Here is a 25,049-nt window from a genome sequence, read left to right on the forward strand (position 1 = left end):
TTAAACTTTGTTTTTATTTCAATTTATTGTTATTGGTGCCTCTTTACGCTTTTATATTCTCAATTTGATTTTATTCTGCAGAAAACTCTCTGATTCTTTGTTCCTCACTACGTTTGCAAAGGAGTATCTGGCCATTCTTCTCGCTGAAGATATAGCCATCAAGTCCTTGGAGCACCACTTTCTTGGCATCTTCGGCATGAACTACACAATTATTGCACTCGTATAGCTTTACATTGCCAACTGCTCCGTTGTTATTATCATCCTTCTGCAGTTTATCATGCAATGAGGCCCAGTTGCCAAGGTCGCTCCAGCCGAAATCTGCAGGATGGGTATATACCAATTCATCGGCAGCAGCAGGTTCCATTACTGCAAAGTCGATAGAGATCTTTTCGCACTGTGGAAATATGTTTGCGACATCGCCTGTAGTTGTAATTATTTCCATGTCGGCAGCAATGTTAGGCTTATATTTGGTAATACAATTGGTAATGGTTTCGATATTCCATACAAAGATGCCTGCATTCCAAAGAAAATTGCCTGCCTGCAAATATTTCTCGGCTGTATCATGGTCTGGCTTTTCTTTAAAAGCATTCACAACACAGATTTCGTTGTCAACGACCGCAGAAGTTTCAACATAGCCATAGCCTGTTTCGGGTCGTGAGGGCTTGATGCCAATAGTTACGATGGCATTCTTCTTGGCAGTGAATGCCAAAGCATTTGTTATTACACGTCGGAACTCCTCTGGATTCATTACCACTGCATCGGCTGGGGTTACAACCACATTAGCTGTAGGATCTACCTGTTTAATGCTCCAACAAGCCCACGCAATGCAAGGGGCGGTATTACGAGCTGCCGGCTCTGCCAAAATATGATCAGCAGGAATATCGGGCAGTTGCTGTTTAACGATATCAACGTATTTGGCATTTGTTACCACCCAGAAGTTCTGCATAGAGCAGATGCCTTTGAATCGGTCAACCGTTAATTGAATAAGGGTGCGACCACAACCAAGTATATCAATAAACTGCTTGGGCAGCTCTGGTGTACTCAAAGGCCAAAAGCGACTACCAACGCCACCAGCCATGATTACGATGTGAGTATTCATTATATAATTTTATTTTTATTGTTCCATCTGTCATAGGGACAGGTGTATGACATATTTGTAGTTATAGTGCTTAGGATTATAATATACGAACTAATAATCCATTCGGGATTAATTAGCCCCGCTTAATAATCCGGGGCGGATTATCACACCTCGTATAATAATCGCAGGGGGATTAAAATTCTTGTTGAGATTCCTTAGCGCGGATTAAAATATTTAAACTTAATAGAAATGACATCATACGTTTTCAATCTTCAAAAAAATGTTGAGATATTCATAGACTTTTCATTTTAATGCAGCAATAGCATCTACAACCTTTTGACGTACTACTTTTCTCTCCTCACAATCAACGCCACATCCAGCATAACAATTAACTAACAAGGCAAATAAACTATCCTTAGAAATGGAAGGAACTTTATTTCCATTAATTTTGGAAGACATTTTTTTTAGAACATTTAGCACAAAAGATGTTTGGAAATGACCTTTTGTAATTTGCCTCAGATTTCTACTATCATTATTTATCAATAACCTTGCTTTATCGATTTGATCTTTTGTAAAGTATGGCGATATTGAATTAATTATTTTATCTCTTTTGCTTACAGAAATTTTTACCGAGTGATCTGACTCCAAAATAGGTATACAAGAATCACCACATACAGAGCACCCAATGCCAAATACATTATTTGCTATGTCATATATAACCATTTCCTTAGCCTCATTGAAAAATTCATCATAGCATTGAAGGATCTCATCTATGTGGTCTTCCAATGATCGAGCAAGTTTTTTTAAGCACGCATTTACATTATAAGGACAATACATTACACATTCTATAGAATGGCTCAATGTACAAACAATCAATGGATGATTTTTAATATTCCCTGTATATGATGAGTAATCAGAATCTTTAGCAACAATACATTTTAAACCATGATTTAATATATCATTTTCATAATCTTCAAGATTCTTACAACCATCAACTTTCCTTATCTCAAATAAATTATTATCAAAATACTGAGCCCAAAATACTATATCATCATCCCCTTCTACGTAAACTATGCCAATCTTGTTATAAAAACGAGCCTCAATATTCTGTGCAGGTATTGATAGACTAAAGCCTTCGTTATTCGACATAAGTTGTTGCGTTTTGCATATTAATTAACTTCTTCGGATGATTAGCAGCAATTTCCGGAGCGTGGGTAGCAAAAATAATTTGAGCGTTAGGATTTAAACTTCTTATACTATTCACAAGGTTCCTTTGCCATTCTATATGAAGAGACAACTCAGGTTCATCAGCAATGAATACATAAGGTTTCTTCTGTTGCAGAAGTGTCTCTGTCAAAAGAATCAACAACTGCTTCTCACCAGATGATAACGCATTCATATCCAAGCTACGCTCATTTTTGTTTCCTATCTTAACAATTGGGATTAGACGACTTGACATAGAATCGAACTCAATATGCTTATCCTTAAAATATTGTTCAACAATATCAACATACATTTTAATTGGCTCTAAAATCTGCGCACGTTCTGTTTGATATTCTGCTGATAATTTTAGAATCGCAGCAGTTCTATTCATCAAAGAAATAGACAACATCTCTTCTGCAGACAAAGAATCATCTCTATTATCAATCTTATTTATAACGTCTTTAATTCTCTCAGCATGTACTTTAATATCTTGCGTATGCATTCTAGCGTCACCAAAATAGCTAAAAACCCGATGTAACTCTGTTACAATATTCTCAGTAGTATACCCTTTTAATGTCTGAAATTGTTCATATGTAGGAATATTATCATATGCTTTATTGTACAACATCATAGAAACGATTTCTTCATTAAATTTTCTTGTTCGTTCATTTACCTTTGTTTCAAGTTGCAAACGATAAGAGACAATCTGAGTCATTAAAAGATTCAGCTTTAAATCCACATCGGTTCTATTGGTATCAAGAAGCTTTCTATCAGGTTTTTCAGAATTCTCACTGATTCTGTTAATTGACAACCAAGATACATTAACCAATTCTTCAAGTCTTTCCCTAAGATGTTGGTACAAATTTCGCGAAGTAGACCTTGCACGAAAAAAGAACCTACCATCTGATCTCATATCTATAACCTCTCCATCAGGGAAAATATAACGATATGATGGTGTTACTAAATCATCCATTATACGCTGGATCATTATTGTTTTTTCCTCTTCATCATGAATAGTTATTTCAACTTCGGAAAAAACTATATCATCAATTGCGCCCAAATCCAAATTCAGCAAAGCCTCAACTATACGCAAAAAAGTCGTTTTACCAGATCCATTTCCACCTATGAGAATATTCACATCCTCAAAAAAATCTATGCGAATATGCTTCACATCCCATAACCCCCGTATGCTAACGGATTTGATAATATTTTTCATTATTTGCTATTTAGTTTTAATTTTATATATGGTTTGTCTACTATTTCCTTTTCAGTAAATAAGAATACTACCAATTGAAAAACGTCTATTACGTCGCCAAGTATTGCTTTCTATATTACAGTTCATATCAAAATAAAAATCAAGTTTCTATAAAGAATAACTTCATGAGGTTCCTGGCGCACCTGAACCGCTGTTTTCTCAATTTAATGGGTATATTTTTATATTTACCGTTAAAAAACTTAAATAATCCTTATCTCATTTAACAATGATGACGAGTATACTAGTCATCATGCTTCGTGGCTGAAGTGGTACTTTCGCGGGCGCGAATGCGCGATAAATTGGGGCTTTTTGCCCCGGAAAGTAACATCAAAATTTTTAAGTCACAATGAAAAAATTCAATGCAAAGATTCCCGTTTTGGGAGAGGGTATGGCAAAATTTGCCATGCAGCAGTTATTAACTCAAATCAGACATCAGCATGGGCTGACCAGATTTATTCAACGAAATGGTGTGAACGGCAGATGGCTGCGTGCCGATGAGCCTTACGACATCCATATTTCAAGATTTTTCCAAATTGTACGTATCAAAGCACACTATCAAACCGAAGATGAATTCCTAGATGATTGGAACGAACTCGGAGAGGCTATTCTGGATGAAGCACGTGAGTACTACAAGAATCTCTATCAGAAGATGAACGACTAACCTACAACATGCCATGGACCCAATAACTAATGAACTGGCTCATGCCGGCGAACAACCCAGCGTTACACCAGAGATTCTGGAACTGGAGAATAATCGTATCACCTCTACTAAAGTACTGGCTCCTATGGAGTTCCTGTTTTCGCTGTTTAACGAACCTTGTTTTCCACGACGTGAGCTAGTGGCCTTTACTGGTCGCGCCAAGAGCGGTAAGACATTCGTGATGTCGATGCTGATGGTGCTTTGTGTGATGGCAGAAGTCTTGTCTTTCCGTAGGCTTACGGAGAGCAAGCTTCGGCTTTTATGGTACGACACGGAACAGAGTGACAACTCTACTCAGGACATCCTGAAAAACCGTATCATGCCCCTTTATGAGCGTGTCAACAAAAATGGGGCTCCTTTCCCCGAGGATATGTTTGACATTTTCAATGTTCGTAATCTGGATCGAGAGAAGCGCGAGGCCTATCTCATTGCTGCTATCAATTACTACAAACCCGACTTAGTGATTCTGGACGGTATCCGCGACTTGGTGGGCGACATCAACGACGGCACGGTGGCACAGGAGCTCATCGAAAAACTGATGCACGTGGCTCAGGAAAAAGATTGCTGTATTGTATGTGTGCTGCACCAGAACAAGAGTGGCGAGAGTCGCGACCCGCGAGGCTGGTTAGGAACCGAGCTGCTGAACAAGGCCTTCGACGTGTTTGCTACCGAGAAACTGATGCCGCAGCGTATCTTTAAGCTTGAACAGCTTTACACCCGCAAGTACGATATCGAGCAGGATCTGTATTTCACTGTGGGCGATGATGGATTGCCTTGCATTACCGAGGCGCCTCCTATGGCCTATCAATCGCTGCAGGATGATGATGAGCAGGAGCGCCCACCACTTAACGGCGATTACATAGTGCGACACCTAGACGGTAGCTGGGAGATGGATGTGCAACGTTTGTTTACCGATGCCTTCCAAGGCCATGATTCGCTTACTGGGGCTGCACTGCGCTATGCGGTGATGAACTTAGGTCAGATAGCCACTCGCAATCTCTACATCAAATGCCTTAACAAGGCCATGAGTCTGGATATGATGTTGAAGAGCCACGACAACCAAAATCATGTGATTTATCGACTTAAATCAGCTCCACCTGTAAAGCCTGTTGCAGAACAGATTGAGATATGGTAAAAACCTAACCCCTTTTGAGGCCTCCCCCAAGATTGGAGTACTCCTTAACAGGAGTACGTAAATCTTTAGGGGGAAAGGGCCTCTCCGATCGCCCCCCAAATCATTATGAAGTTGAAAGATCTATTTAAAGACTCGCTCAGAAACCTCGGCCTGTATATGCCAACGCCACCTTTATGGGTGCGGTCGTTATCGGCCAGGAGCTGCTTTTGCCGGGCGGTGGTTGCCAACGGGATGCTTACCAAGCGGCAGATGGTGCATGCATCACTGCGCTATCGGTTAGGCCGATCGAAGAATGATGCCGTCATCTACTGGCAGATCGACCAGATGGGCCGGGTGCATGATGGGAAGTTGATGTGGTATGGTGCCGACTGCCATCGGTTGAAGAACCGCAATGCCACGTGGGCGATGTATCTGCTGAAGAAGCACTTCAAGCTGCCACAGGGCAGTTTTCAGAGCAATCACGTTTTCTTCGGTTTGCATCTGGTTCGGGAACCATGCACGGTTTGTATCGTAGAGGCCGAGAAATCGGCGGTTATCTTATCGGAGCTGTATCCGCAGTATGTGTGGCTGGCGGCAGGCGGACTGTTTGAGTTGCAGCCTCAGAAGTTCTGGGCCTTGCAGCACTGCCAGATTATCTTGTTGCCTGATACCGATGAGGAGCTGAGAGCTTACACACAGTGGTACGGAGTGGCGCAGCAGGTAATGCAATCGTTTTTATGGCCTAAACAGAACCGTATCTACGTATCCGACTTTTTAGAGCGCCATGCCTCGGCCGACCAGAAACGGCGGAAAATCGACCTTGTGGATTATATCCAGGAATCAACTTAGTTTCGCTCCGTAATCAATTTACTTTTTATCTAAAATCAAGTTACTTTTCAACCACAATCAATATGGTAAATTACTACAATAAGCATTTATTTATCAGCAAGACCAAACTGGCCGAACTGGCTGGTGTATCAGACCGTACCTTTTCTCGTTATCTCAGTAGTCGCCAGCATATCCTCGAAGCAATGGGAGTAAGCCGTAAAGCTCAACTGCTACCACCACAGGCCGTGAAGTATGTTTGTGAAGATTACTGCATCGATCTACCACCGGAGCTGCAGGATCAGCGTGTACTGCAGAGTCATCAGCTTTATCAGAAGGTGGTGCGTGAGTTGCAACTGACTACCTTTTTTGACGGCAAGTGGACGAAAATCACAGAAATTCCACCTGATTTCTAATTATTTTTCTCGAAGTCCGCCAAAGTCCGCCAATGCCATCTTAAAAAGCCGTACCTTCGCAGTGTCATTCCGGATGGCACTAATGTTTAATCTTTAATGTTTAATCTAAATTATGGTACGTTACATTTTGCAGCAAATCAAAATCACCGGCAACAAGTGTTTTGGTAAGTGGTTCGCCAAGAACGTGGTTGAAGAGACTATCGACCTGGATGCTTTGGCCGAACACATGAGTCATCACAATTCGCCTTACTCGAAGGGCGTTATCAAGGGTCTGCTCACCGACATGATTGGTTGTATCAAAGAGCTCCTGCTGGAGGGTAAGAACGTGAAGATCGACGACCTGGCCATTTTCTCGCTTGGTATCAAGAACAAGGAGATGGCGGAGAAGGAAGAGGACTTCACTGTATCTAAGAACATCAGCGGTGTGAAGTTGAAGGCCCGTGCCACTGGCGACCTGATGAGTAAGAGTCTTAACCTGGAGGCTACCCTGAAGAAGGCTACCTTTATCAATGGCAAGCTGGCTACTGAGCCAAGTAATGGCGGCGGTGGTAATACCAGTGGCGGAGGTTCTAATACGCCAAGCGGCGGTGGTAACACCGGTGGTGGCGGTAACCATGAGCCTGTCGGTGACTAAATTTTAGGCACGGGCTACACGGATTAACACGGATTAATTTCCTATAGTCCTGTAGTCCGTTGCTAAAAACTAACTCTTAACCCTTAAAATTGTATTCTATATGGTGAAAGTAAACTGGACCAAAGTTGCTAAGGTCCTTAAATTTGTCGCAACAGTTATTACCTCAGTTCTCGGATCCATAGCCGTACAGTCATGCGCTCAGTAAACTTGATTGTTATTCACTGCAGCGCTACCCGCTGCAACAGGCGTTTCACTGTCGATATGCTCAAGGCTTGTCATAATGCCCGGTTCGGCAACAAGGGTATTGGTTACCACTATTACATTGAGCGTGATGGGCATCTGTATCAGACGCGTGATGAAAGCCTTGTGGGCATGCATGCCAGGCATTACAATGCGCACTCGATTGGCATCTGCTATGAAGGGGGCCTTAACGAGCGTGGCCAGGCTGCTGATACTCGTACGCCGGAACAGCGTGCAGCGTTAATTGCCTTATTGAGGAGCCTCAAGGAGGATTATCCTCAGGCCGAGATTCTGGGCCATCGGGAACTCGAAGGGGTTCACAAAGAGTGTCCATCTTTTGATTGTCAGGAGTACCGAGATTACTTCTCGGGCTCTTCTGTCAGAGGGACAGCCTCTTGACATCTTCAGGGATTTGTTTCTGACACAGGGACAGGTCCCTGACACCTTATTAATAAATATAGAAGGTTTTCAACACCTTCAAGTTTCCCTGATTGTCCTTTTCTCTGGCGCAGAGAAAAGAACTAAAAGAGACATTCACCCTTCCAAGGCCTCCCCTCAAGGGGAGGATGCAAAGTCAGGATTTGGGAAAACCGCAAATCCCTCCTACCTTTTTGGCAGGCCGGGACTTCGGCCTATATTGTTTATAGCTGCTCTATGAGCAGCGGCCCAAAGGGCCTACCCTAATACCATGCTAAAACACCGAGGGGTTATGCCGCGCGGCTGGGGGCGAGCAGCCACCCAAAGAGCGAGGGTGGGTGGAGCGAGCTTTATGCGAGCGGGGGGATAACCCTATTTTACTACTTGTGCAATCTCTTTCTTGAAGAGATCACGAGCATTGTGATGCACATTACCTAGATAAAATTCATCGAAAGCTCGCTTCAAACTTTCCTTTACCATCTCCTGTTGAGACAGCACGTTTCTATTCTTCATCGATTGAGCGATATTTGATATTTGCAAGTTTTTATCTTTTATTCGTTCATTTCTTCTGACATCAGAAGAAAAAGAACCAAAGAAGACTGCTACCCCCAAGGCCCCCTTCAAAGGGGGATGCAAAGTCAGGATTTGGGAAAACCGCAAATCCCTCCTACCTTTTTGGCAGGCCGGGACGACGGCCTATATTGTTTATTGGGGCTAGCCTATGGTATAGACGAAGATGACAGCGAGGGCCATGAGGAGGGCGATGATGATCAGGGTGATCTTTAGAACCTTCTCGATGACTTTTTTGCGCTGGATGTTGGCGAGGCTGCGCTGTTTGAACAGGCTGGAGCCGTCCTTTTTATGATGGGAATGGTGATGCTCAGACATTAAAGATTAAACATTAAACATTAAACATTAAACATTCTTGCGACCCTTCTTGCGTCCCTTCGGTAGCAAGCGACCAGAGGTCGAGCGCGGTGGCAAGCGATCAAAGATCGAGTTCTTTACTTCAGGATATTGTAGAGTAACGAGGTGAGGGAGATGAGGATGCTGGTGGCGGAGAACCAGAGGGTGGTGGTTTGACCTACCTTTGAGTTCTGGGCCTTGACATTGTTGGGCTCTACATACACCACGTCGTTCTGCTGCAGATAATAATAAGGTGAGTTAACGATGTTGGCATCGTTGAGGTTCAACGTTACAATCTGCTTTTTACCTGTGGCGTCCTCACGAATAAGCTTTACCTTATCGCGCACACCATAGATAGTAAGGTCGCCAGCCTGGGCCAAAGCCTCGAGGATGGTAATCTTCTCACGTGATACCTGGAAGCTACCGGGACGAGCTACCTCGCCTAATACTGATACCGAATAACTCGACATGCGTACGGTAACAATAGGATTCTCGGTCTCGGCCATATAAGGACGAATCTTCTCGGCAATCATCTTCTCGCACTCCGACTTGGTAAGTCCACCTACCTTCAGGCGACCAATAATGGGATAATTGATATAGCCCTCGTTATCTACCAGATATGGCATCAGGGTACCACCACCACTTGCCATGGTACGGCCCTGCGAGTACTCGTTCTGTAACAGCAGATTGAAAGGTATCGAAGCCTCGGAGGTAGTGGTATTTACCGATATGGTAAGCTGATCCTTTGGCATGATGCGAGCATCATACAGGAAACGTGAATTATCGAAGTTAATACTGTCGCTGTTCTGCAAATAAGCAACATTTTTCACTGTTCCACAAGAACTGAGCAGCAAAGCTGCTGACAAAATTAAAAAATTTAAGAATTGAAATTTTTTCATTTTGTTACATTAAACATTAAAGATTAAACATGAAACATTAAAACTGCCACCAGTGCTTCTTTTTTGGGGGAAGGGAGTGGTGGATGGAAGATTGTGAAACCAACTCATCGACTACATCGTTCCAGGTGTGGCGATGCTTAATCATACGATAGATGGTGCCCCAGTCGGGGAGGCCACCTAAGTTGCGATCGTCGATAAAAACGTCGACTTTGAGTTTGCGCGAGAAATGGGGATTATTATCGGTGGTTTCTTCGGGGTAGTCGCGATTAACGGCATAGAACTCGAGGCCACGCTGGCGACAATATTCTACTGCCTCATCGAGCAAATGACCCTCACGAACCGACCACAGAATGATACGATGACCATCCTGGCGCAACATTTTCAGGGTATCGATGGCGAAAGGAATCTCCTCGCCTATCTCAGGGTACTTATGGGTTACAATTGTACCGTCGAAATCAACTGCGATTAGCATACATTAAACATTAAACATGAAACATTAAACATTAAAGATTAAACATTAAAGATTAAACATTAAAGATTAAACATTATTGTTTAATTGAATCGTCGTTCTTATTAGAATAATGAGATTCGGCGTAGTTGCCGTATGAGCCGTAGTTGCCGTAACCGTAGTTACCGTACTTGCCGTAGCCATAGCGACCGTAACCGTAGCGGCCGTACTTACCGTACTTGCCATAGCCATAGTAGTAGCCGTACTTCTTCTTCGACATATCCACACCATTCAGAATCACACAGGTGTTGGTGAGTTTCTCTTCGGCTACCAAGGTATTCAGCAAACCGATATTGCTCTTCGGGGTGTAGTCGGCACGGCAAACATAACAGTTCACATTACTGTAACGGGCAACCTGCAGGGTATCGGAAACCAAACCAACTGGAGCGGTATCCATAATCACATAGTCGTACTGCTGTTTGAGCAGCTCGATGATGTCGTGCATATTCTGACGGGCCAACAGCTCGGTGGGGTTTGGAGGTGTAGGACCAGCCAGGAGCAGATCGAGGTTCTCGTTAACACCTGATGGGCAGATGGTACTGCGCAGATCGGCGAGCGTAACGGCATCCTTAACCAGCAGCTGACTGACACCAACGGTACGGTCCTTTACACCGAACAGGCGGCCCAGGGCTGGCTTACGGATATCGAGACCGCAAAGCACTACCTTTTTACCCAGCAGGGCGAACGATACCGCCAGGTTGGCAGCGAGGAAGGTTTTACCCTCACCTGATGTGCTGGAGGTGAAGAGAATCACCTGATCGTTCTCCTTCATCATAAACTGGATATTGGTACGCATCGAGCGGAATATCTCGTCAATCTGATTGTTCTTATTGGCCTGTACCACAATGCCGGCAGCGGTCTTTACCGAGTCGCTGGCCACGGGCACATCGGCTACGATAGGCAGCTTAGTGAGGCGTGCAAGTTCGTCGTGACCCTCGATACGGAAGCTGAGCAGCTGGATGAGGTAGAGCACAACGAAAGGTACACCCATACCGGCTACCAGGGCAGCAAGCAGGATGATGGCCTTTTTAGGACTAACCTGACCCTCGGACAGAGGCTCATCGATGAGTTTTCCCTTATCGGCAGTGGCTGCCAGTGAGATAGAGTTCTCCTCGCGCTTCTGCAACAGCAACAGATACAGGCCTGATTTTACCTCCTGCTGGCGACCAATCTGGGTAAGTACACGCTCCTGTTCGGGGGTATTACCGATACGACCCTCGTACTTGGCCAACTGGCGCTGCAGACTTTGGCGCTGGATATCAACCGAGCGGCGTGCCTGCAACAGGGCAGTACGGATAGAGGTCTGGAGATCGTCGAGTGTAGCTGTGAGTGTCTGTACCTGGGGTGCCTGTTCGCTAACGGTTTTGAGCAAGCGGTTACGCTCCTGTACAGCCTGGTTGAACGAGGCAATCAGCGAGGTAGAGGCATTATCCTGCATACCTACGTTTGAGGGGATAATCTTATACTGATTAGCGGGATTATCGACATACTCGCGCAGGTAGTCCATCAGGTGCAGCTGGGCATTGGCCTCGGTAAGCTTGGCCTCGTACTGCGAGCTCTGATTCAGACTCTGGGTGGCATCCATATTCAGCTGGGTTACCGCATTGCGCTTCTTATAGTTCTCGAGGGCACTCTCGGTGGTACCCAGTTCGGCATCAATCTTCTGCAAACGGGCATTGATAAACTCCTCGGTCTTCATCGCAATCTCGTTCTTATCCACATTGGCCTGGCGGTTATAGCACACTGCCAACTGGCGCAGGTAGGCCAAACCACGACGGGTATTCTGATCGGTGAGTGTGAGCTCGGCAATCGAGGTGAGCTTTGAGGTGGGTGCCACAGTGATGGCCTTGGCATAGCCGGTGGCTACAACCATCGGGGGCAGGATATTTACCACATAGCGGTCGCCATTCTCCATAGGCTCTTTACCGCTCTGGGTAAAGGCCAACACACCATAGTCGGTACGGAGGGTGGCAGGCAGCTTGGCAAACTGCTGTGAGAATTTGCCTGTAGGTTTGCCCTGATAGAAGGTTCCACCCTGCACCTCGTAGCCATCATCATGACGAGTGATGGAGAGCTGGATGGATTTGGCACCTTCGAGCAGGCCCTTATCCCACTGTGCCAGCGACACAGAATCGATATCAACACTCACGGGCTGGGTGTTGTAAACCAGCACCTTTGAGAGATGGCCGGCCTTGTAATACTGGGTATAGAGCTTGAGATCCATCACGGCATCGCGAGCCAATACACGCGACTGGAGAATCTCAACCTCGTTCTCGATACCAGCCGAATTACTCATAAATCCGAAGTCCTGCATGTTGGCCAGCATCTGGTTGGCCGAACTGCGGCGACGACTATCATCGTCCTTAATCAGCATCTTGGCCGATACCTGGTAGTTCTTGGTGGCATAGCGCAGGTAGATGAGTGCGCCGCACACGCAGATGAACATTGACAGCAGGAACCACTGCCAGTTGAGCACCAGCATCGCAAAAAGGTTCTGGAAAGAAAACATAGACTGTTCGTCCTGAAGATCGGTCAAATCCTGACCTTCGTCGATCAATTTTGATTCGTCAATCATATTTTGCTGTTCTAAATTATATTATGCTATTGTTTTAAAATGTGATATTCTCGTCGGGAAGCCAGTCGGTATTGAGCAGGAACGAGAAGTTGGAGGTTCCTGGTGTGAACACCGCACCGGTGGCCTTGGTGATTTGATTACGCTTGAAATGTACCTTAGGTAACGTTTTACTGATGAGTACCGACTGGTTGGCATCGAGCGCCTCGATGGTTACCGGCATGGTTTCTTCGTTAGCACTCAGGAACACAATGCTGTACACAAAGATGGTGCCATCATCGTCATCGGGTACTACCCTATTGGTGACCGAAAAGCCTTTATCGTCGGTGGCCAGTCCGGTGGTAGGATTGAAGCTCTTGCTGCCTGCGCCGTAGGTGGTGCGAAGGGTGGTGGCAGCTGATGGTGCCTGATCGGTTGAAAGCAACTGGAACTGTGCCATCACACGATTCATCACCGGACTGATATCCACTGGTGCCGTGCCAGTTACCGTGATGCTCTGTGTGCAGCAGAATGTTTCGCGTGCACGTTCGCTGGTATAGGCAGCCTGCGTAGGACTGGTTATGGTGAACTCGTCGCCTTTACTTCTGCTGCGCGCCACGACTACCATGGTGTAGGTGCCTATGGGCAGACTGCACTCAAACTCGCCAAAGGTGGTGTAGGTGGTAGCATCGTCCTTTATCTGAGTGGCGGCATACACCTGCTTGTTGCCGGCGGCAAAGATGGCGATATCGATAGCCTTAACCGCCGTGTAGTTGTTTGGATCGTCGCCAGCACGCGTTTGGGCATCAGGAAAATTCTCGTTGGAGAATGAGAAATCACTTACATGTACACGCACTGGGGTTTTCACCTCGTCTTGGTTGTTCTCTTCTGCAGCCTTCTGGCTACAACTTTGAGCCAACAGGATTATTCCTGCCAGCATGATTGATTTAATTCTCATTTTTTAAGTTATAGGTTTATTTATAACGTTATTGAAATTCTATGGTCTGCTCACCTTCCCACTCGGCATTGATACCGATGATGATGGTGATGGTTGAGCCATCGGAGCCCGAGAAATACGGACCTGTGAGTTTGGTAATCATGCGCTGCTTGAGCGGCACATCAAACTCGCGATCTTTCACGATGGTCTCGTTGTCGTTGTAGGCTGTAACCTGCAGATGCAGCGTACCCTCGGTGTCGTGAAGAAAGGTGTACAGATCAAAACTGCATGACTGTTGACCTGGTTCGACTGCGAAGGTCTCCTTCTGGGTGCTGTTAACAGAGCCTAAGCCTGTAGCAGCATCAAATGCACCCGAGCCACCTTTATACTGGAACCGCATCTGCGTGACTCCCTCGGGGATGGCATCGGTAAACACTACCCGGCAGAGCGACACGATACGGTGCAAATCGGCATCGATAGTGGTTTCCTTGTCGTCGGTTACCTGGATAATGGCATTATGCAGAAAGGTGTCGGAATAGCCATCCTTGTTGTCAAACCGAATCTTCTGAGGATTGGTCATGGTGGGATTGCCACTACTGCTGTGACCCACTACCACTACCTGATAGGTACCTGGATCTATCCGGAAGGCTACCGTGCCATAACTGGCATCGCCTGTTTTTTGGTTGACTTGCTTAATGAGCTTGCCCGCCGTATCGTAGACAGCGAAATTGAGTCGCTGACAGTAGTCGGTAATAGATGTGCGCGTGAATGGTGTTGCAAACGACTGTTGCTCGATCTGGAATACTGATACTACCAGATTGCCATCGGCGTCGCCACCTATAACGTCTTGTTCAGGGATGAGCGGATGCTCGCAAGATGTAATGATTAATAAGATAAGGTAAAATGGAAGAATTAATCGCCTCATTTTTTGATATCTAGTGAATCTCCTCCTTCCGTGCTGACTAGCATAATATGTTTAAAGTCAGTACGTTATCAAATATTTAAGTTTTCTTAATACTATGGTTTTCGGGATAGAATTGAAATCGATTTCCCTTTTCCGCGGACAAAGGTAAGCCAAATTTGCGAGATGACCAAATAAAAATGCAAAAAAAGACAATTATTGCGTGATTTCTTCGGCTATTTCGTTTTTTTATGCTATCTTTGACTCAAGAATGAGTCGAAGGTACTCCCGTTCGAAAAAAACCAAATAAAATTTGTTTTTCTGCTCACTTATTCGTACCTTTGCACACGAAATAAGATTAAGATGGCAGAAACTGATAATAATGTAGAAAAATGGTATGTGCTGGGATGCTTGAGTGTACACCACGAAGAGAAAGTGAGGGATGCACTGAGAAAGGCAGGATTCCGCAGTCACGTACCTATGAAATATGAGGTAAAAACCGTGCGCCGCCAGGAGCAGCGTACGATGGTGCCTGCCATCACGGGATTGATTTTTGTGCGTGCTACCGAGGAGGCGCTGAAGGAGTATATCCGACATAAGTCGCGCGAAAGCATCTACATGCGCAAATCAACCTTCTCGAACAAGCAGGACTATCTGACGGTGCCTGATTATGCCATGGAGCGATTCATCGAATTCACCAATATCCGACAGGAAAAGATTACCTACTTTAAGCCCGAGGAGCTGAACCTGAAAGAGGGCGAGAAGATTCGTATCAAAGGTGGTATCTATGATGGTTACGAGGGAACCATCCTGCGCTTTAAAGGTAAGCGCAACAAGCACCTGGTGGTACAGATACCGGGGGTGATTATCGCCGCCGTAGAGTTGGAGCCCGAACTGGTGGAGCCCCTGAACAACCCGATAGAACGAGAGATTAGGGAGCGCCCATCGAAAGATGTGGATGGGGATAAGAAATACCTGTTGGAGCTGGCCGAGTGGCTGTTGGAGAACCAGGCGGATAAGGATGTGCCCAAGATGGAGTTCAACTTGAAACTGTATGAGTTGAAGCGCACCCGCGCGCGCCTGCTGAAGTTTAAAGGCTTTACCCCAACCACCGAAGCAGAGCTGGCCCTGCCGATGTATCTTGCAGCGCTTATCCTCGAAGAGGATGTAGAGGCCTATCGCCAGCGCCTTGAAAAGGCCACAGAGCGCCTGAAGGACACCAGCAAGCTGAAAGCGCGCTGCCAGAAGGCGATGGAGATTAAACATTCTTGCGACCCTTCGGTAGCAAGCGAGCATAGCTCGAGCGAAAGATTAAACATTAAAGATTAAAGATTAAACATTAAAGATTAAACATTATAATATATAATTTTAACTGATTATGGAAATGATTAAGCTTGACATTACGAAGGCTGCATGCTTTTTGAAGGAAGGTGCAGTGGAGAGTTTTGAACCAAAGGTAGCTGAGGCACAGAAGGCTCTTGAGGCTGGTACCTGTCCTGGCAACGACTTCCTGGGTTGGTTGCACCTGCCCAGCAGCATTACACCAGCATTCCTGGATGAGTTGCAGGCTTGCGCTGACACCCTGCGCGCTAACTGCGACGCTATCGTAGTAGCCGGTATCGGTGGTTCGTACCTGGGTGCACGTGCTGTGATCGAGGCCCTGAGCAACGCATTCAGCTGGTTGGTTAACGATCCTAAGAACCCCACCATCCTGTTCGCAGGTAACAACATCGGTGAGGACTATCTGTTCGAACTCACAGAGTACCTGAAGGGTAAGAAGTTTGGTGTGATCAACATCTCGAAGAGTGGTACTACCACCGAGACTGCCCTCACCTTCCGTCTGCTGAAGAAGCAGTGCGAGGCCCAGCGTGGTAAGGAAGAGGCTAAGAAGGTGATCGTAGCCGTTACCGACGCCAAGAAGGGTGCTGCCCGTACCTGCGCCGACAAGGAGGGTTACAAGAGCTTTATCATCCCCGATAACGTTGGTGGTCGCTTCTCAGTACTCACTCCAGTAGGATTGCTGCCTATCGCCTGCGCTGGTTTCAGCATCAAGGATCTGGTGGCTGGTGCCCAGGAGATGGAGAAGGCTTGCGCCCCAACCGTACCATTTGCCGAGAACCCCGCAGCCCAGTATGCTGCCGTACGTAACGGTTTGTACCAGAGCGGTAAGAAGATTGAGATTATGGTGAACTTCCAGCCTAAGCTGCACTTCTTCTCTGAGTGGTGGAAGCAGCTCTACGGCGAGAGCGAGGGTAAGGACGGTAAGGGTATCTTCCCTGCCAGCGTTGACTTCACTACCGACCTGCACTCGATGGGTCAGTGGATTCAGGAAGGTGAGCGCACTATCTTCGAGACTGTTATCTCTGTAGAGGAGCCCGAGAAGAAGCTGCTGTTCCCCAACGACGAGGAGAACCTGGACGGCCTGAACTTCCTGGCTGGCAAGCGTGTGGATGAGGTGAACAAGATGGCTGAGCTGGGTACACAGCTGGCTCACGTGGATGGTGGTGTGCCCAACATGCGCATCAGCGTTCCTAAGTTGAACGAGTACTACATCGGACAACTCATCTACTTCTTCGAGATTGCCTGTGGTATCAGTGGTAATGTACTGGGTGTTAACCCATTCAACCAGCCTGGTGTAGAGGCTTACAAGAAGAACATGTTTGCCCTGCTGGATAAGCCTGGCTACGAGGCAGAGAGCGCCGCAATCAAAGCCAGACTCGCAAAATAAAGTATTTAGCAACGGATAACAGGACTATAAGATTTTTGATTTAATCCTAAAGTCCTGTAGTCCGTTGCAAAAAATAATTAGATGATTAGAGCAGTATTATTTGACATGGATGGCGTATTGTATGATTCGATGAAGAATCACGCAGTGGCCTGGGTCCAGTCGATGAAGAAGTTCGGAATCAATATGACAGCCGATGATGCCTACGCCACTGAGGGAGCTCGTGGCGTAGACACCATTCGCTATATGGTAAAGCAACAGCAAGGTCGCGAGATTACCGAGGCAGAATCGCAGCTGATGTACGATGAGAAGACACGTATCTTTCACTCGATGCCAGAGGCGCCGATCATGCCGGGGATTTTATCGCTCATGGAGCAGATACATGCAGCTGGTATTACCATTGGCATCGTAACAGGCTCTGGACAGCGCCCCTTGATTAATCGCATCCTGCGTGATTTTGGCAAATACGTTACCATCGATAACATCACCACAGCCTACGATGTAAAACGAGGCAAGCCCAATCCCGATCCCTATCTCATGGGATTGCAAAAGGCAGGCAATCTGCAACCGAGCGAAGCGATGGTAGTAGAAAACGCCCCCTTAGGTGTCCGCGCTGGTGTAGCTGCCGGTATTTACACCATCGCCGTCAACACCGGTCCCCTTCCCGATCAAGTCCTCCTTGATTCAGGCGCCAACATCCTTTTTCCTACTATGCAAGCCTTAAGCGATTCTTGGAAGGATCTTCCCCCTGTCAAGGGACAGGTCCCTGTCATCTAACCCTGCCAGGGGACAGGTACCTGACATCTGCTGCCCTCCAACCTTTCCCCAAAATTCCCTTTTTCACAACCACCCAACCCTCCTTCATCCTAAGGAGGGCTTCAAACCACTCTCCAAACCCCTCGCCAATCTTTGGCAAGGGGCTTAAATTCTGGATTTGGGAAAACCCAAATCCATCCTATGTTTTGGCAGGCCGGGACTTCGGCCTATATTGCTTATGGCTGCTCCTTGAGCAGCGGCCCATAGGGCCTTTATCTAATACCATGCTAAAACACCGAGGGTATTTGGGGCGAGCAGCCCCTAATATATAAAGAAAATGTGCACTTTTTCTGGAAAAATGATGAGATTGTTTGGGATTTTTATTATTTTTGCAGCGCAAATAAAGAGCTAAGTTTAAATCATAAAACAGAAAATATGCCTAGACAATCACGAAAGGAGTCGGGAACGGGTATTTACCATGTGATGATACGTGGTATCAACCACCAAAAGATATTTAATGATGAAGAGGACTATTTCCAATTCATCGCGACACTCGACAGAATGCGTTTTCGTTACGACGACGAAGGGGCACCATGCGGGAGCAATTGTACTTATTATGCCTATTGCTTGATGTCGAACCATCTGCATCTGCTGATACGTGAGCGCGGAGAGACCGTGGGTGAGACTATCAAGCGCATTGCCGGTAGCTATGTGTTCTATTATAACCGCAAGTACGGTCGCGACGGGCACCTGTTCAAGGATCGATTCAAATCAGAGCCGGTTAACGATATGGGGTACTTTACCACTCTACTCCGTTACATCCACCAAAACCCAGTGAAAGCAAAGCTTGTTGAGCGGGTTAGGGACTACGCCTATAGCAGTTGGGGAGAGTTTGACGGAACTGTAGAGCCGGTGTTTCAAATCTGCGATACGACAACAGTATTGAAGAGAATTCCATTTGACGAACTGAAGGAATGGGTTGACGAGCCGCTGGAGGATGACGTACCTTGTCTGGAAATGGAAGACACGCCGAGGGAGAGACCGTCGGACGATCAAATTATGCTATTGATTAAGGAGCATACCGGTGTTACGAATAGTACTGCATTCCAGCAATTGCAAGATGGTATCAAACGGGAAGTGTTGAAGTTTCTGAAATCAAAAGGAGCCTCTTATCGTCAGTTAGAGCGGTTAACAGGTGTAGGCCGCGGCCTTATCCAAGGCCTGTAGCCCATGACAGGGGACAGGTTCCTGACAGTTCTTCCACATGACAGGGGACAGGTACTCCCTTAACGTTCTACCAATTCCTGCTCTATGAACTGTTGGGGTGTGTAGATTTTCACTTGTCCATCTGTCGACTCCTTATAGTCTGAAATATTAAATGAGACCAAAGCCTCACATCCAACCTTCTGAGCTACTTGATACTGACAACTGTCTTCCAAGTCTTTATACCTTTTATCAGAAACACCTTGTAAAAGGCTATTCTTATCATGCTCTGCAATATCAAACATCTGAAGTATCTTATTCATGATAATCCGAAGACTCTGCAAACACACCTCGCCAACGAGCCCTTGTTCTTTATGTAAGTATTTCAGAATAATGAAATGTATGGTATAGAAAGCTCCTACAGACATGAACATCTGAGCGCCTCTGTTATGGAGTTCTTTTAATAGTTTCTCCGCCACCTCATACTTCTCACGATGCATGAAGTATTCTAGAATGATATTGGTATCAATAAAGACTTTCATATCAGATTCCGTATTTATCGGTTAGAGCCTCTTCAAGAAGTTCATCTGCACTGACACTGCTATCTGCCATAAAGCCACCCAATTTTAAGAAACCCTCAGAATCGTTCTCAAGAGCATTTATCTTCTGTGTGAACTTTTTAGCATCAACAGCTTTTGCTGCTAAGGCTGCCTTTTCCTGTTCTAAAAGTCTTTTGGTAAGTGCAACTCTTACAGCCTTGCTTTGTCCCTGTATTAATGTCCAAAGCGCATCAACAGGAGACACTTCTACTTGATTATATGTTGTTACCATAATCGTAAATTAAATAAATCTGCTGCAAATATAAAACAAATAGTTGAAACTTGCAAGTTTTTCTTTTGAAAAACTCAACTAATACCTGAAAACACCGAGGGGGATGCCGCGCGGCTGGGGGCGGGCTGCCACCAAAGAGCGAGGGTGGGTGGAGCGAGCGTCCAGCAAGCGAGGGAATCGGATGACAGGGACCTGTCCCCTGGCAGGGGCTACTCGAAATGAAGAACTACGTTCTTATAGCCTAAGCTCTTAAACAGATTTGAAACCTGGATTTCGGCATTAACCTCAGCTGTCTTAACATTTTCTTTGGTGAGGCAATGGGTTAGCATCTGGCGGTGGGCCTTTTGGTAGAGGGCCTGGTGGGCTTGTGGGGTCCATTTGCCACTCTCGTAGAAGGACTTGGTTTTGGCTTCGTCGATGAAGTCTTTGTCCAGGAGGGTGACCTTGGGTAAGGTTACCTGGAGGGTGTCGCTTTGGACGCGTATCGCGTCCTCGCTTAGGTTTTGCATGTTGATGCCCAGACGGAGGGTGCCGTAATAGATGCGGACCAACTCATCGTCGGAGAAGAAACCCTTACGGACGGTGTCGACCATCTCTTCGGCAGAGATAGAGAGGAACTCCCACTCACCAATATCCCTGATGCTCTGGATTTGCGTGGGGGTGGGCTCAATCTTGTCGTTAGAACCAATCTCGATATAGTTGCTCTTCAGGACGCTCTTAACCCAGAAGAAAATCGCGATAACAGCGATGACTATAACTGCACCTATGATGATATTAATCTTCTTCATAACTCTAATCTTCAAAGCGTATTAAGCCTTGATACTTGTGACGGAAATCCAAGTCCTTACGGAAGGCGATGGTGATATTCTGCTCCTCGTAGCCCAACTGGGTGAGCATGGGAACGAGGACCTTAGCGGCGTTGGCACGGGCGGTTTCTTCGATACCCATATCGGGGATGCTCTGCAGGATGGCCTCCCTACCCTGCTGCTGATAGTTGGCCAACTCCTCGTCGCTAAAATGCGCACGCGTGAGACCGACGTACTGCTTGACGTTCTGCTGATCAATCTTAGAACTGGTCATCACCACCTGTGGATCGGGGAGGATGATGGTAATCTGATTACCGCTGCGCTCGATGTTCTGTTCGGAGAACTCGGAGAAATCGATATACGCCTTGATTTTGGCATCCATGGGGATGGCAATCTTTCTGTCGGCCAGGGGCACCTTGAGGTTGAACTGCTTGCTCATCAACTGGCCTTTGAGGCGCAAGGCATCGTCGTGGGTGATAATCTTATGTACGCGATACTCGGCGGTGTAGAGTTTGGAGCATTTTTGGACTTGGAGAATGAGCATGGGGACGGTATCGATACTTCTGCCAGGGGACAGGTTCCTGGCATCTGAATCAGCTGCCAGGAACCTGTCCCCTGGCAGAACTGGCAGAAGAAGCTGGCAGCGTGTCAGCAAACCGAACAATACCAACACCAGCAGCGCGGCAGTTGCAATCAGAATGTTACGACGCTGTTTCATTACTCTAGATCCTGATCGCGAGAGATGCCTACCTCGCCGAAGTTGCTGACGGTGACGATTAATGGGATGTACTCATCGGTCTGGGGATGGCACACGCTGGCAGCGAAGAACAGTTGGTTGCCCTCAGCCTTGTCGAACACAAAACCTTCGAGGATACCGGTCTTACGATAGTCGTCGTCCAGACAACCCTCGAAAGCGGCCTTGGTAAAGGTCTTGGTGCAGAACACACTGCCATCGGTACGGATGACCTTGAGGGTGATGCGGTTGTCGACGAACTTCTGTCCGTTCTCGTCCTTCACCATACGCAAAGAATCGTCGGCTGTGCGCGACACCTCAACCTGGTACTGCTTACCCAACCACTGCACATCCTTTACATCTTTATAATCCTGCATACGGATGGGAGCCTGAGGTTTGGGCGCCTCGGTATGCTGTACGATGATATCATCGTGCTGCTTTTTCTGACCGCAACTTGCTAACAAGCAAGGCACTGCTATAAGGGCTAAAATCAAATTCTTATTCATAACACTTTCTTTATTGACGGTGCAAAGATAAGCAATTTTAGGCACGGATGGCACGGATTACACGGATTTTTTTATTATAAAGGAAAAAAAAAGCAAAAATATTTGGTAATTATAGAAAAGTTTGTACTTTTGCAGAAAAGAATACCGACTAACCTAAGATTTATGAATATAGGACGAATCCTTTTGGCTGCAGCGCTATTACTTGGAACGAGTGCCAGCCACGCAAACATAGATTATAAGAAAGACGCGAAATACATAGAACTTCGCGACTCCATGAGCCATGCATTTAACGATGGCGACAGTGCCCGATTCTATACACATCTGACGAACCTGCAGAACTATCTGCTGGAAAATAATGACCTGCACGGCTACTACACGCAGCGGTGCAATGACATTATCTTTGAGATGAACCGCCAGAAGATTTTCGAGGCGTACACCAAAGCCCAGGAGCTGTCGAAGGAGTTGCGCGAAAAGAAGTTGACCAAGGAGATGTATATGGCCGTGAACATGATGGGTCATATCAACCGCTATTGTGGTAACAAGGAGGCTGCCAAGAAATGTTGGTACGAGGTGGTAGAGATGATGGAGAAGAACGGCTACTACGAAAGCATCCCGCCCATCTACATGAATATCATCAATGTGGCCATAGACGATGACGCTCAGGAGGCATTAGACCTGATGGACAAGGCCAAGGAGATAGCCAAGAAATACTCGCCCGAACGTGTGTTCGACATCGAGACCCGAAAGACACTGACCTACTATAACGAAGGTAAGATAGACCAGTTCCTAAAGGGTTACAAGGTGTATAAGGAGGGCGAGCGGAAAGGTCTGTCGTCGGTTCACGGACGAAGCATGGAGGCCTACTATCTGGCTGCTACAGGTAAGGTTGACGAGGCCATCGAATATGCCAAACGCGAGTTGGGTGACGAGGGTGCCGATGCCATCCCGCTGATTTACGAGCGTGCTGGCAGATGGGAGGAGGCCTACAAATCGTTTAAGAAGGAATCGCTGGCCAGCGACTCGATAGATAATGTGGTGCTGACCAATAGTATGCAGGGTATCCAGGAACAGGTAGAGCTGTACGAAGCCGAGAAGAAAGCGGCTACCGTACGTACCACCGCCCTGATGGGTGCTATCCTGCTACTGACACTGCTGATTATCGCCCTGGTATATATCGTGCAGATACGCAAAAAGCACCTGAAGGAACTGCGCAAGGCGTATAAAAAGGCCATGGAGTCGGAGAAGATGAAGACAGCGTTTATTCAGAACGTGAGTCATGAGGTGCGCACGCCGCTGAACATCATCACGGGTTTTGCCCAGGTGATAGCCGATCCTGATTTGGCTGCTGATCCCGAAGAGCGCAAGCATATATCGACCATGATGCAGAAGAGTACCCGTCAGGTGACCATCCTCATCGACGAGATTATCGGCCTCTCGCTGATTGAGAGTACCGAAAAGATGAGCAAGGACGATGTGACGAACATCAACAACCTGTTGCGTGGATTACAGACAGAGTACAAGGAATACGTGACCGACGAGACCGACATCAAACTGGAGACAGAGCTGGCCGACGACCTTACGCTGAAGACCAACGAGAACATGCTGCGCCGTATATTTGCCTGCTTATTGGACAATGCCGTGAAATATACCGAGAAGGGCTGCATTACCATCCATGCCAAACAGGAGGGTGACCAGCTGCAGATGATGGTAACCGATACCGGCTATGGCATACCCGCTGAAGAGGCGGAGCATATCTTTGACCGCTTTGTGAAGTTGGATAACTTTAAGGAAGGTATCGGACTGGGTCTGCCACTGAGTCGCAGACTGGCCGAACAGTTGGGTGGAAAAGTAGAACTGGACACCACCTATACAGATGGCGCCCAGTTTATTGTTACACTGCCAATAAGCGAATAAACCTATTAGCCAAGGTATTTCATCAAGATGCGTGCATAACCACTGTCGTGCAGTTTGGTGATGCTCTTTTCGCGAATCTGACGTACACGCTCACGCGTGAGTCCCATCTCGGCGCCAATCTCCTCGAGACCACGCTCCTGACAGCCAATACCGAAGCACTCCTTGACAATCTTGAGTTCACGATCCTTCAGTACGTTACGCAGTACATTGTCCAGATCGGATGTGAGCGACTCGTAATCCACCAGCTTGTCGGTACGGGTATCCTCGCCACTGCTCAGCATGTCGGCCATTGAGTTGTCGTCGTCCTCACCGAAAGGTGCGTCGATACTCATGTGGTGACTATCGGCCTTGGCAGTCTGCTCAATCTTCGACTCCTCAATCTGTGTGAGCTCAGCCAGCTCGGTAACAGATGGGCGGCGCTGGTGCTGCTGCTCGAACTTATTGATTTCCTGATTAATCTTGCTCAGAGCGCCACTCTGGTTCAGGGGCAAGCGCACAATACGACTCTGCTCGGCAATGGCCTGCAGAATGCTCTGACGAATCCACCATACGGCATAAGAGATAAACTTAAATCCGCGTGTCTCATCAAACTTCTCGGCTGCCTTTACCAGTCCTATATTTCCCTCGTCGATCAGGTCGGTGAGTGTCAATCCCTGATGCTGGTACTGTTTTGCTACAGACACCACGAAGCGCAGATTGGCTGTTACCAGGCGTTCCTTCGCCTTCTCGCCCTCAGGACCGCCACGACGGATGGCCTGAGCCAGCTCAATCTCTTCATCAATAGTGACAAGGGGTTGACGACCGATTTCTACAAGATACTTGTCGAGTGCCTCACTTGATCGGTTGGTAATACTTTTTTGAATCTTTAATTGCCTCATATTTATATCGTTACTCTGAAAAAGTCTGCAAAAGTACAAAAAAAAGCGATACGTTGCAACCAACATATCGCTTTTTTAGACTATTTTAACAAGATAACTTGTGTATTGCTATC

General features: G+C 46.7%; 26 protein-coding genes. 11 read left to right on the forward strand and 15 right to left on the reverse strand.

What is annotated here, in order from left to right:
• Nucleotides 1–70 precede the first annotated feature (70 nt).
• The 3 genes from PRU_RS09160 to PRU_RS09170 form a co-directional block, all read right to left on the reverse strand.
• A complete protein-coding gene (locus PRU_RS09160; RefSeq protein ID WP_013063380.1) occupies nt 71–1,099 on the reverse strand; it encodes a mannose-1-phosphate guanylyltransferase in 1,029 nt (342 codons plus the stop codon).
• Between the two features lie 282 nt (nt 1,100–1,381).
• Entirely contained in the window at nt 1,382–2,227 is an 846-nt protein-coding gene (locus PRU_RS09165) for a DUF4435 domain-containing protein (RefSeq protein WP_041386030.1), read from the reverse strand.
• Nucleotides 2,217–3,497 (reverse strand): AAA family ATPase, encoded by a 1,281-nt coding sequence (locus PRU_RS09170; protein ID WP_013063901.1) that lies wholly within the window; start codon nt 3,495–3,497, stop codon nt 2,217–2,219. Before PRU_RS09170 ends, PRU_RS09165 begins: the two co-directional genes overlap by 11 nt.
• Before the next feature lie 385 nt (nt 3,498–3,882).
• Between PRU_RS09170 and PRU_RS09175 the strand changes: the two genes are divergently transcribed.
• The 6 genes from PRU_RS09175 (at nt 3,883) to PRU_RS15715 (ending at nt 7,864) form a co-directional block, all read left to right on the forward strand.
• Nucleotides 3,883–4,197, forward strand: coding sequence for a hypothetical protein (locus PRU_RS09175; RefSeq protein WP_041386031.1), 315 nt, complete (start codon nt 3,883–3,885; stop codon nt 4,195–4,197).
• Between the two features lie 13 nt (nt 4,198–4,210).
• Nucleotides 4,211–5,371 carry an AAA family ATPase gene (locus PRU_RS09180; protein ID WP_013063309.1) on the forward strand — a complete coding sequence of 387 codons (1,161 nt, stop codon included), beginning with the start codon at nt 4,211–4,213 and terminating at the stop codon, nt 5,369–5,371.
• A gap of 105 nt (nt 5,372–5,476) precedes the next feature.
• A complete protein-coding gene (locus PRU_RS09185; RefSeq protein WP_013064379.1) occupies nt 5,477–6,199 on the forward strand; it encodes a DUF6371 domain-containing protein in 723 nt (240 codons plus the stop codon).
• A gap of 62 nt (nt 6,200–6,261) precedes the next feature.
• Nucleotides 6,262–6,591: a hypothetical protein gene (locus PRU_RS09190; protein WP_013063763.1), complete on the forward strand. Its 330-nt coding sequence runs from the start codon at nt 6,262–6,264 to the stop codon at nt 6,589–6,591.
• A gap of 112 nt (nt 6,592–6,703) precedes the next feature.
• Nucleotides 6,704–7,225, forward strand: coding sequence for an HU family DNA-binding protein (locus PRU_RS09195; RefSeq protein ID WP_013063182.1), 522 nt, complete (start codon nt 6,704–6,706; stop codon nt 7,223–7,225).
• Between the two features lie 192 nt (nt 7,226–7,417).
• Nucleotides 7,418–7,864: an N-acetylmuramoyl-L-alanine amidase gene (locus tag PRU_RS15715; RefSeq protein ID WP_013065698.1), complete on the forward strand. Its 447-nt coding sequence runs from the start codon at nt 7,418–7,420 to the stop codon at nt 7,862–7,864.
• Nucleotides 7,865–8,596: 732 nt separating this feature from the next.
• Here PRU_RS15715 and PRU_RS16090 read toward each other — a convergent pair.
• The 6 genes from PRU_RS16090 to PRU_RS09235 form a co-directional block, all read right to left on the reverse strand.
• The gene (locus tag PRU_RS16090) at nt 8,597–8,770 is read right to left on the reverse strand and encodes a hypothetical protein (protein ID WP_177168136.1); all 174 of its coding nucleotides are present in this window, start codon (nt 8,768–8,770) and stop codon (nt 8,597–8,599) included.
• A gap of 116 nt (nt 8,771–8,886) precedes the next feature.
• Nucleotides 8,887–9,687, reverse strand: a complete 801-nt coding sequence (locus tag PRU_RS09215) for a polysaccharide biosynthesis/export family protein (RefSeq protein WP_013064033.1) — start codon at nt 9,685–9,687, stop codon at nt 8,887–8,889.
• Between the two features lie 37 nt (nt 9,688–9,724).
• Nucleotides 9,725–10,159, reverse strand: a complete 435-nt coding sequence (locus PRU_RS09220) for a BT0820 family HAD-type phosphatase (RefSeq protein WP_013063649.1) — start codon at nt 10,157–10,159, stop codon at nt 9,725–9,727.
• A 73-nt stretch (nt 10,160–10,232) separates the two neighbouring features.
• On the reverse strand, nt 10,233–12,770 hold the full coding sequence (locus PRU_RS09225; protein WP_013063051.1) for a GumC family protein: 2,538 nt from the start codon (nt 12,768–12,770) through the stop codon (nt 10,233–10,235).
• Nucleotides 12,771–12,804: 34 nt separating this feature from the next.
• Nucleotides 12,805–13,704 carry a FimB/Mfa2 family fimbrial subunit gene (locus PRU_RS09230; RefSeq protein ID WP_143040033.1) on the reverse strand — a complete coding sequence of 300 codons (900 nt, stop codon included), beginning with the start codon at nt 13,702–13,704 and terminating at the stop codon, nt 12,805–12,807.
• A gap of 28 nt (nt 13,705–13,732) precedes the next feature.
• On the reverse strand, nt 13,733–14,608 hold the full coding sequence (locus tag PRU_RS09235) for a FimB/Mfa2 family fimbrial subunit (protein ID WP_013064605.1): 876 nt from the start codon (nt 14,606–14,608) through the stop codon (nt 13,733–13,735).
• A 339-nt stretch (nt 14,609–14,947) separates the two neighbouring features.
• Here PRU_RS09235 and PRU_RS15365 point away from each other — a divergent pair, with 339 nt between their 5' ends.
• From PRU_RS15365 to PRU_RS09255, 4 genes are all read left to right on the forward strand, one after another.
• Entirely contained in the window at nt 14,948–15,913 is a 966-nt protein-coding gene (locus PRU_RS15365; RefSeq protein ID WP_013063958.1) for a UpxY family transcription antiterminator, read from the forward strand.
• A 49-nt stretch (nt 15,914–15,962) separates the two neighbouring features.
• Nucleotides 15,963–17,312 (forward strand): glucose-6-phosphate isomerase, encoded by a 1,350-nt coding sequence (locus PRU_RS09245; RefSeq protein WP_013064534.1) that lies wholly within the window; start codon nt 15,963–15,965, stop codon nt 17,310–17,312.
• Between the two features lie 81 nt (nt 17,313–17,393).
• A complete protein-coding gene (locus PRU_RS09250; protein ID WP_013063354.1) occupies nt 17,394–18,086 on the forward strand; it encodes an HAD family hydrolase in 693 nt (230 codons plus the stop codon).
• 318 nt (nt 18,087–18,404) lie between these two features.
• Nucleotides 18,405–19,292, forward strand: a complete 888-nt coding sequence (locus PRU_RS09255; RefSeq protein ID WP_080517190.1) for a transposase — start codon at nt 18,405–18,407, stop codon at nt 19,290–19,292.
• A 59-nt stretch (nt 19,293–19,351) separates the two neighbouring features.
• On the opposite strand, the gene PRU_RS09260 is transcribed toward PRU_RS09255, so the two are convergent.
• The 5 genes from PRU_RS09260 to PRU_RS09280 form a co-directional block, all read right to left on the reverse strand.
• Nucleotides 19,352–19,810, reverse strand: coding sequence for a type II toxin-antitoxin system VapC family toxin (locus PRU_RS09260; protein ID WP_028907714.1), 459 nt, complete (start codon nt 19,808–19,810; stop codon nt 19,352–19,354).
• A gap of 1 nt (nt 19,811) precedes the next feature.
• On the reverse strand, nt 19,812–20,099 hold the full coding sequence (locus PRU_RS09265) for a hypothetical protein (RefSeq protein ID WP_028907713.1): 288 nt from the start codon (nt 20,097–20,099) through the stop codon (nt 19,812–19,814).
• Between the two features lie 209 nt (nt 20,100–20,308).
• A complete protein-coding gene (locus PRU_RS09270; RefSeq protein WP_041386040.1) occupies nt 20,309–20,887 on the reverse strand; it encodes a DUF4230 domain-containing protein in 579 nt (192 codons plus the stop codon).
• A 4-nt stretch (nt 20,888–20,891) separates the two neighbouring features.
• A complete protein-coding gene (locus PRU_RS09275; protein ID WP_013063407.1) occupies nt 20,892–21,623 on the reverse strand; it encodes a DUF4230 domain-containing protein in 732 nt (243 codons plus the stop codon).
• Nucleotides 21,623–22,144 carry a DUF4738 domain-containing protein gene (locus PRU_RS09280; protein ID WP_049769128.1) on the reverse strand — a complete coding sequence of 174 codons (522 nt, stop codon included), beginning with the start codon at nt 22,142–22,144 and terminating at the stop codon, nt 21,623–21,625. Before PRU_RS09280 ends, PRU_RS09275 begins: the two co-directional genes overlap by 1 nt.
• A 162-nt stretch (nt 22,145–22,306) precedes the next feature.
• On the opposite strand from PRU_RS09280, the gene PRU_RS09285 reads away from it, so the two are divergent.
• Nucleotides 22,307–24,058: an ATP-binding protein gene (locus PRU_RS09285; RefSeq protein ID WP_080517191.1), complete on the forward strand. Its 1,752-nt coding sequence runs from the start codon at nt 22,307–22,309 to the stop codon at nt 24,056–24,058.
• A gap of 5 nt (nt 24,059–24,063) precedes the next feature.
• Here PRU_RS09285 and PRU_RS09290 read toward each other — a convergent pair whose 3' ends face one another.
• Nucleotides 24,064–24,936 (reverse strand): sigma-70 family RNA polymerase sigma factor, encoded by an 873-nt coding sequence (locus PRU_RS09290; RefSeq protein ID WP_013064420.1) that lies wholly within the window; start codon nt 24,934–24,936, stop codon nt 24,064–24,066.
• Nucleotides 24,937–25,049: the final 113 nt, after the last annotated feature.

The organism is Xylanibacter ruminicola 23 (genome assembly GCF_000025925.1).
Lineage (GTDB): Bacteria > Bacteroidota > Bacteroidia > Bacteroidales > Bacteroidaceae > Prevotella > Prevotella ruminicola.

Coding starts and splice junctions, on each gene's coding strand:
- PRU_RS09160 (WP_013063380.1), bottom strand. CDS start 1,099: ATGAATACTCACATCGTAATCATGGCTGGTGGCGTTGGTAGTCGCTTT.
- PRU_RS09165 (WP_041386030.1), bottom strand. CDS start 2,227: ATGTCGAATAACGAAGGCTTTAGTCTATCAATACCTGCACAGAATATT.
- PRU_RS09170 (WP_013063901.1), bottom strand. CDS start 3,497: ATGAAAAATATTATCAAATCCGTTAGCATACGGGGGTTATGGGATGTG.
- PRU_RS09175 (WP_041386031.1), top strand. CDS start 3,883: ATGAAAAAATTCAATGCAAAGATTCCCGTTTTGGGAGAGGGTATGGCA.
- PRU_RS09180 (WP_013063309.1), top strand. CDS start 4,211: ATGGACCCAATAACTAATGAACTGGCTCATGCCGGCGAACAACCCAGC.
- PRU_RS09185 (WP_013064379.1), top strand. CDS start 5,477: ATGAAGTTGAAAGATCTATTTAAAGACTCGCTCAGAAACCTCGGCCTG.
- PRU_RS09190 (WP_013063763.1), top strand. CDS start 6,262: ATGGTAAATTACTACAATAAGCATTTATTTATCAGCAAGACCAAACTG.
- PRU_RS09195 (WP_013063182.1), top strand. CDS start 6,704: ATGGTACGTTACATTTTGCAGCAAATCAAAATCACCGGCAACAAGTGT.
- PRU_RS15715 (WP_013065698.1), top strand. CDS start 7,418: ATGCGCTCAGTAAACTTGATTGTTATTCACTGCAGCGCTACCCGCTGC.
- PRU_RS16090 (WP_177168136.1), bottom strand. CDS start 8,770: ATGTCTGAGCATCACCATTCCCATCATAAAAAGGACGGCTCCAGCCTG.
- PRU_RS09215 (WP_013064033.1), bottom strand. CDS start 9,687: ATGAAAAAATTTCAATTCTTAAATTTTTTAATTTTGTCAGCAGCTTTG.
- PRU_RS09220 (WP_013063649.1), bottom strand. CDS start 10,159: ATGCTAATCGCAGTTGATTTCGACGGTACAATTGTAACCCATAAGTAC.
- PRU_RS09225 (WP_013063051.1), bottom strand. CDS start 12,770: ATGATTGACGAATCAAAATTGATCGACGAAGGTCAGGATTTGACCGAT.
- PRU_RS09230 (WP_143040033.1), bottom strand. CDS start 13,704: ATGAGAATTAAATCAATCATGCTGGCAGGAATAATCCTGTTGGCTCAA.
- PRU_RS09235 (WP_013064605.1), bottom strand. CDS start 14,608: ATGAGGCGATTAATTCTTCCATTTTACCTTATCTTATTAATCATTACA.
- PRU_RS15365 (WP_013063958.1), top strand. CDS start 14,948: ATGGCAGAAACTGATAATAATGTAGAAAAATGGTATGTGCTGGGATGC.
- PRU_RS09245 (WP_013064534.1), top strand. CDS start 15,963: ATGGAAATGATTAAGCTTGACATTACGAAGGCTGCATGCTTTTTGAAG.
- PRU_RS09250 (WP_013063354.1), top strand. CDS start 17,394: ATGATTAGAGCAGTATTATTTGACATGGATGGCGTATTGTATGATTCG.
- PRU_RS09260 (WP_028907714.1), bottom strand. CDS start 19,810: ATGAAAGTCTTTATTGATACCAATATCATTCTAGAATACTTCATGCAT.
- PRU_RS09265 (WP_028907713.1), bottom strand. CDS start 20,099: ATGGTAACAACATATAATCAAGTAGAAGTGTCTCCTGTTGATGCGCTT.
- PRU_RS09270 (WP_041386040.1), bottom strand. CDS start 20,887: ATGAAGAAGATTAATATCATCATAGGTGCAGTTATAGTCATCGCTGTT.
- PRU_RS09275 (WP_013063407.1), bottom strand. CDS start 21,623: ATGAAACAGCGTCGTAACATTCTGATTGCAACTGCCGCGCTGCTGGTG.
- PRU_RS09280 (WP_049769128.1), bottom strand. CDS start 22,144: ATGAATAAGAATTTGATTTTAGCCCTTATAGCAGTGCCTTGCTTGTTA.
- PRU_RS09285 (WP_080517191.1), top strand. CDS start 22,307: ATGAATATAGGACGAATCCTTTTGGCTGCAGCGCTATTACTTGGAACG.
- PRU_RS09290 (WP_013064420.1), bottom strand. CDS start 24,936: ATGAGGCAATTAAAGATTCAAAAAAGTATTACCAACCGATCAAGTGAG.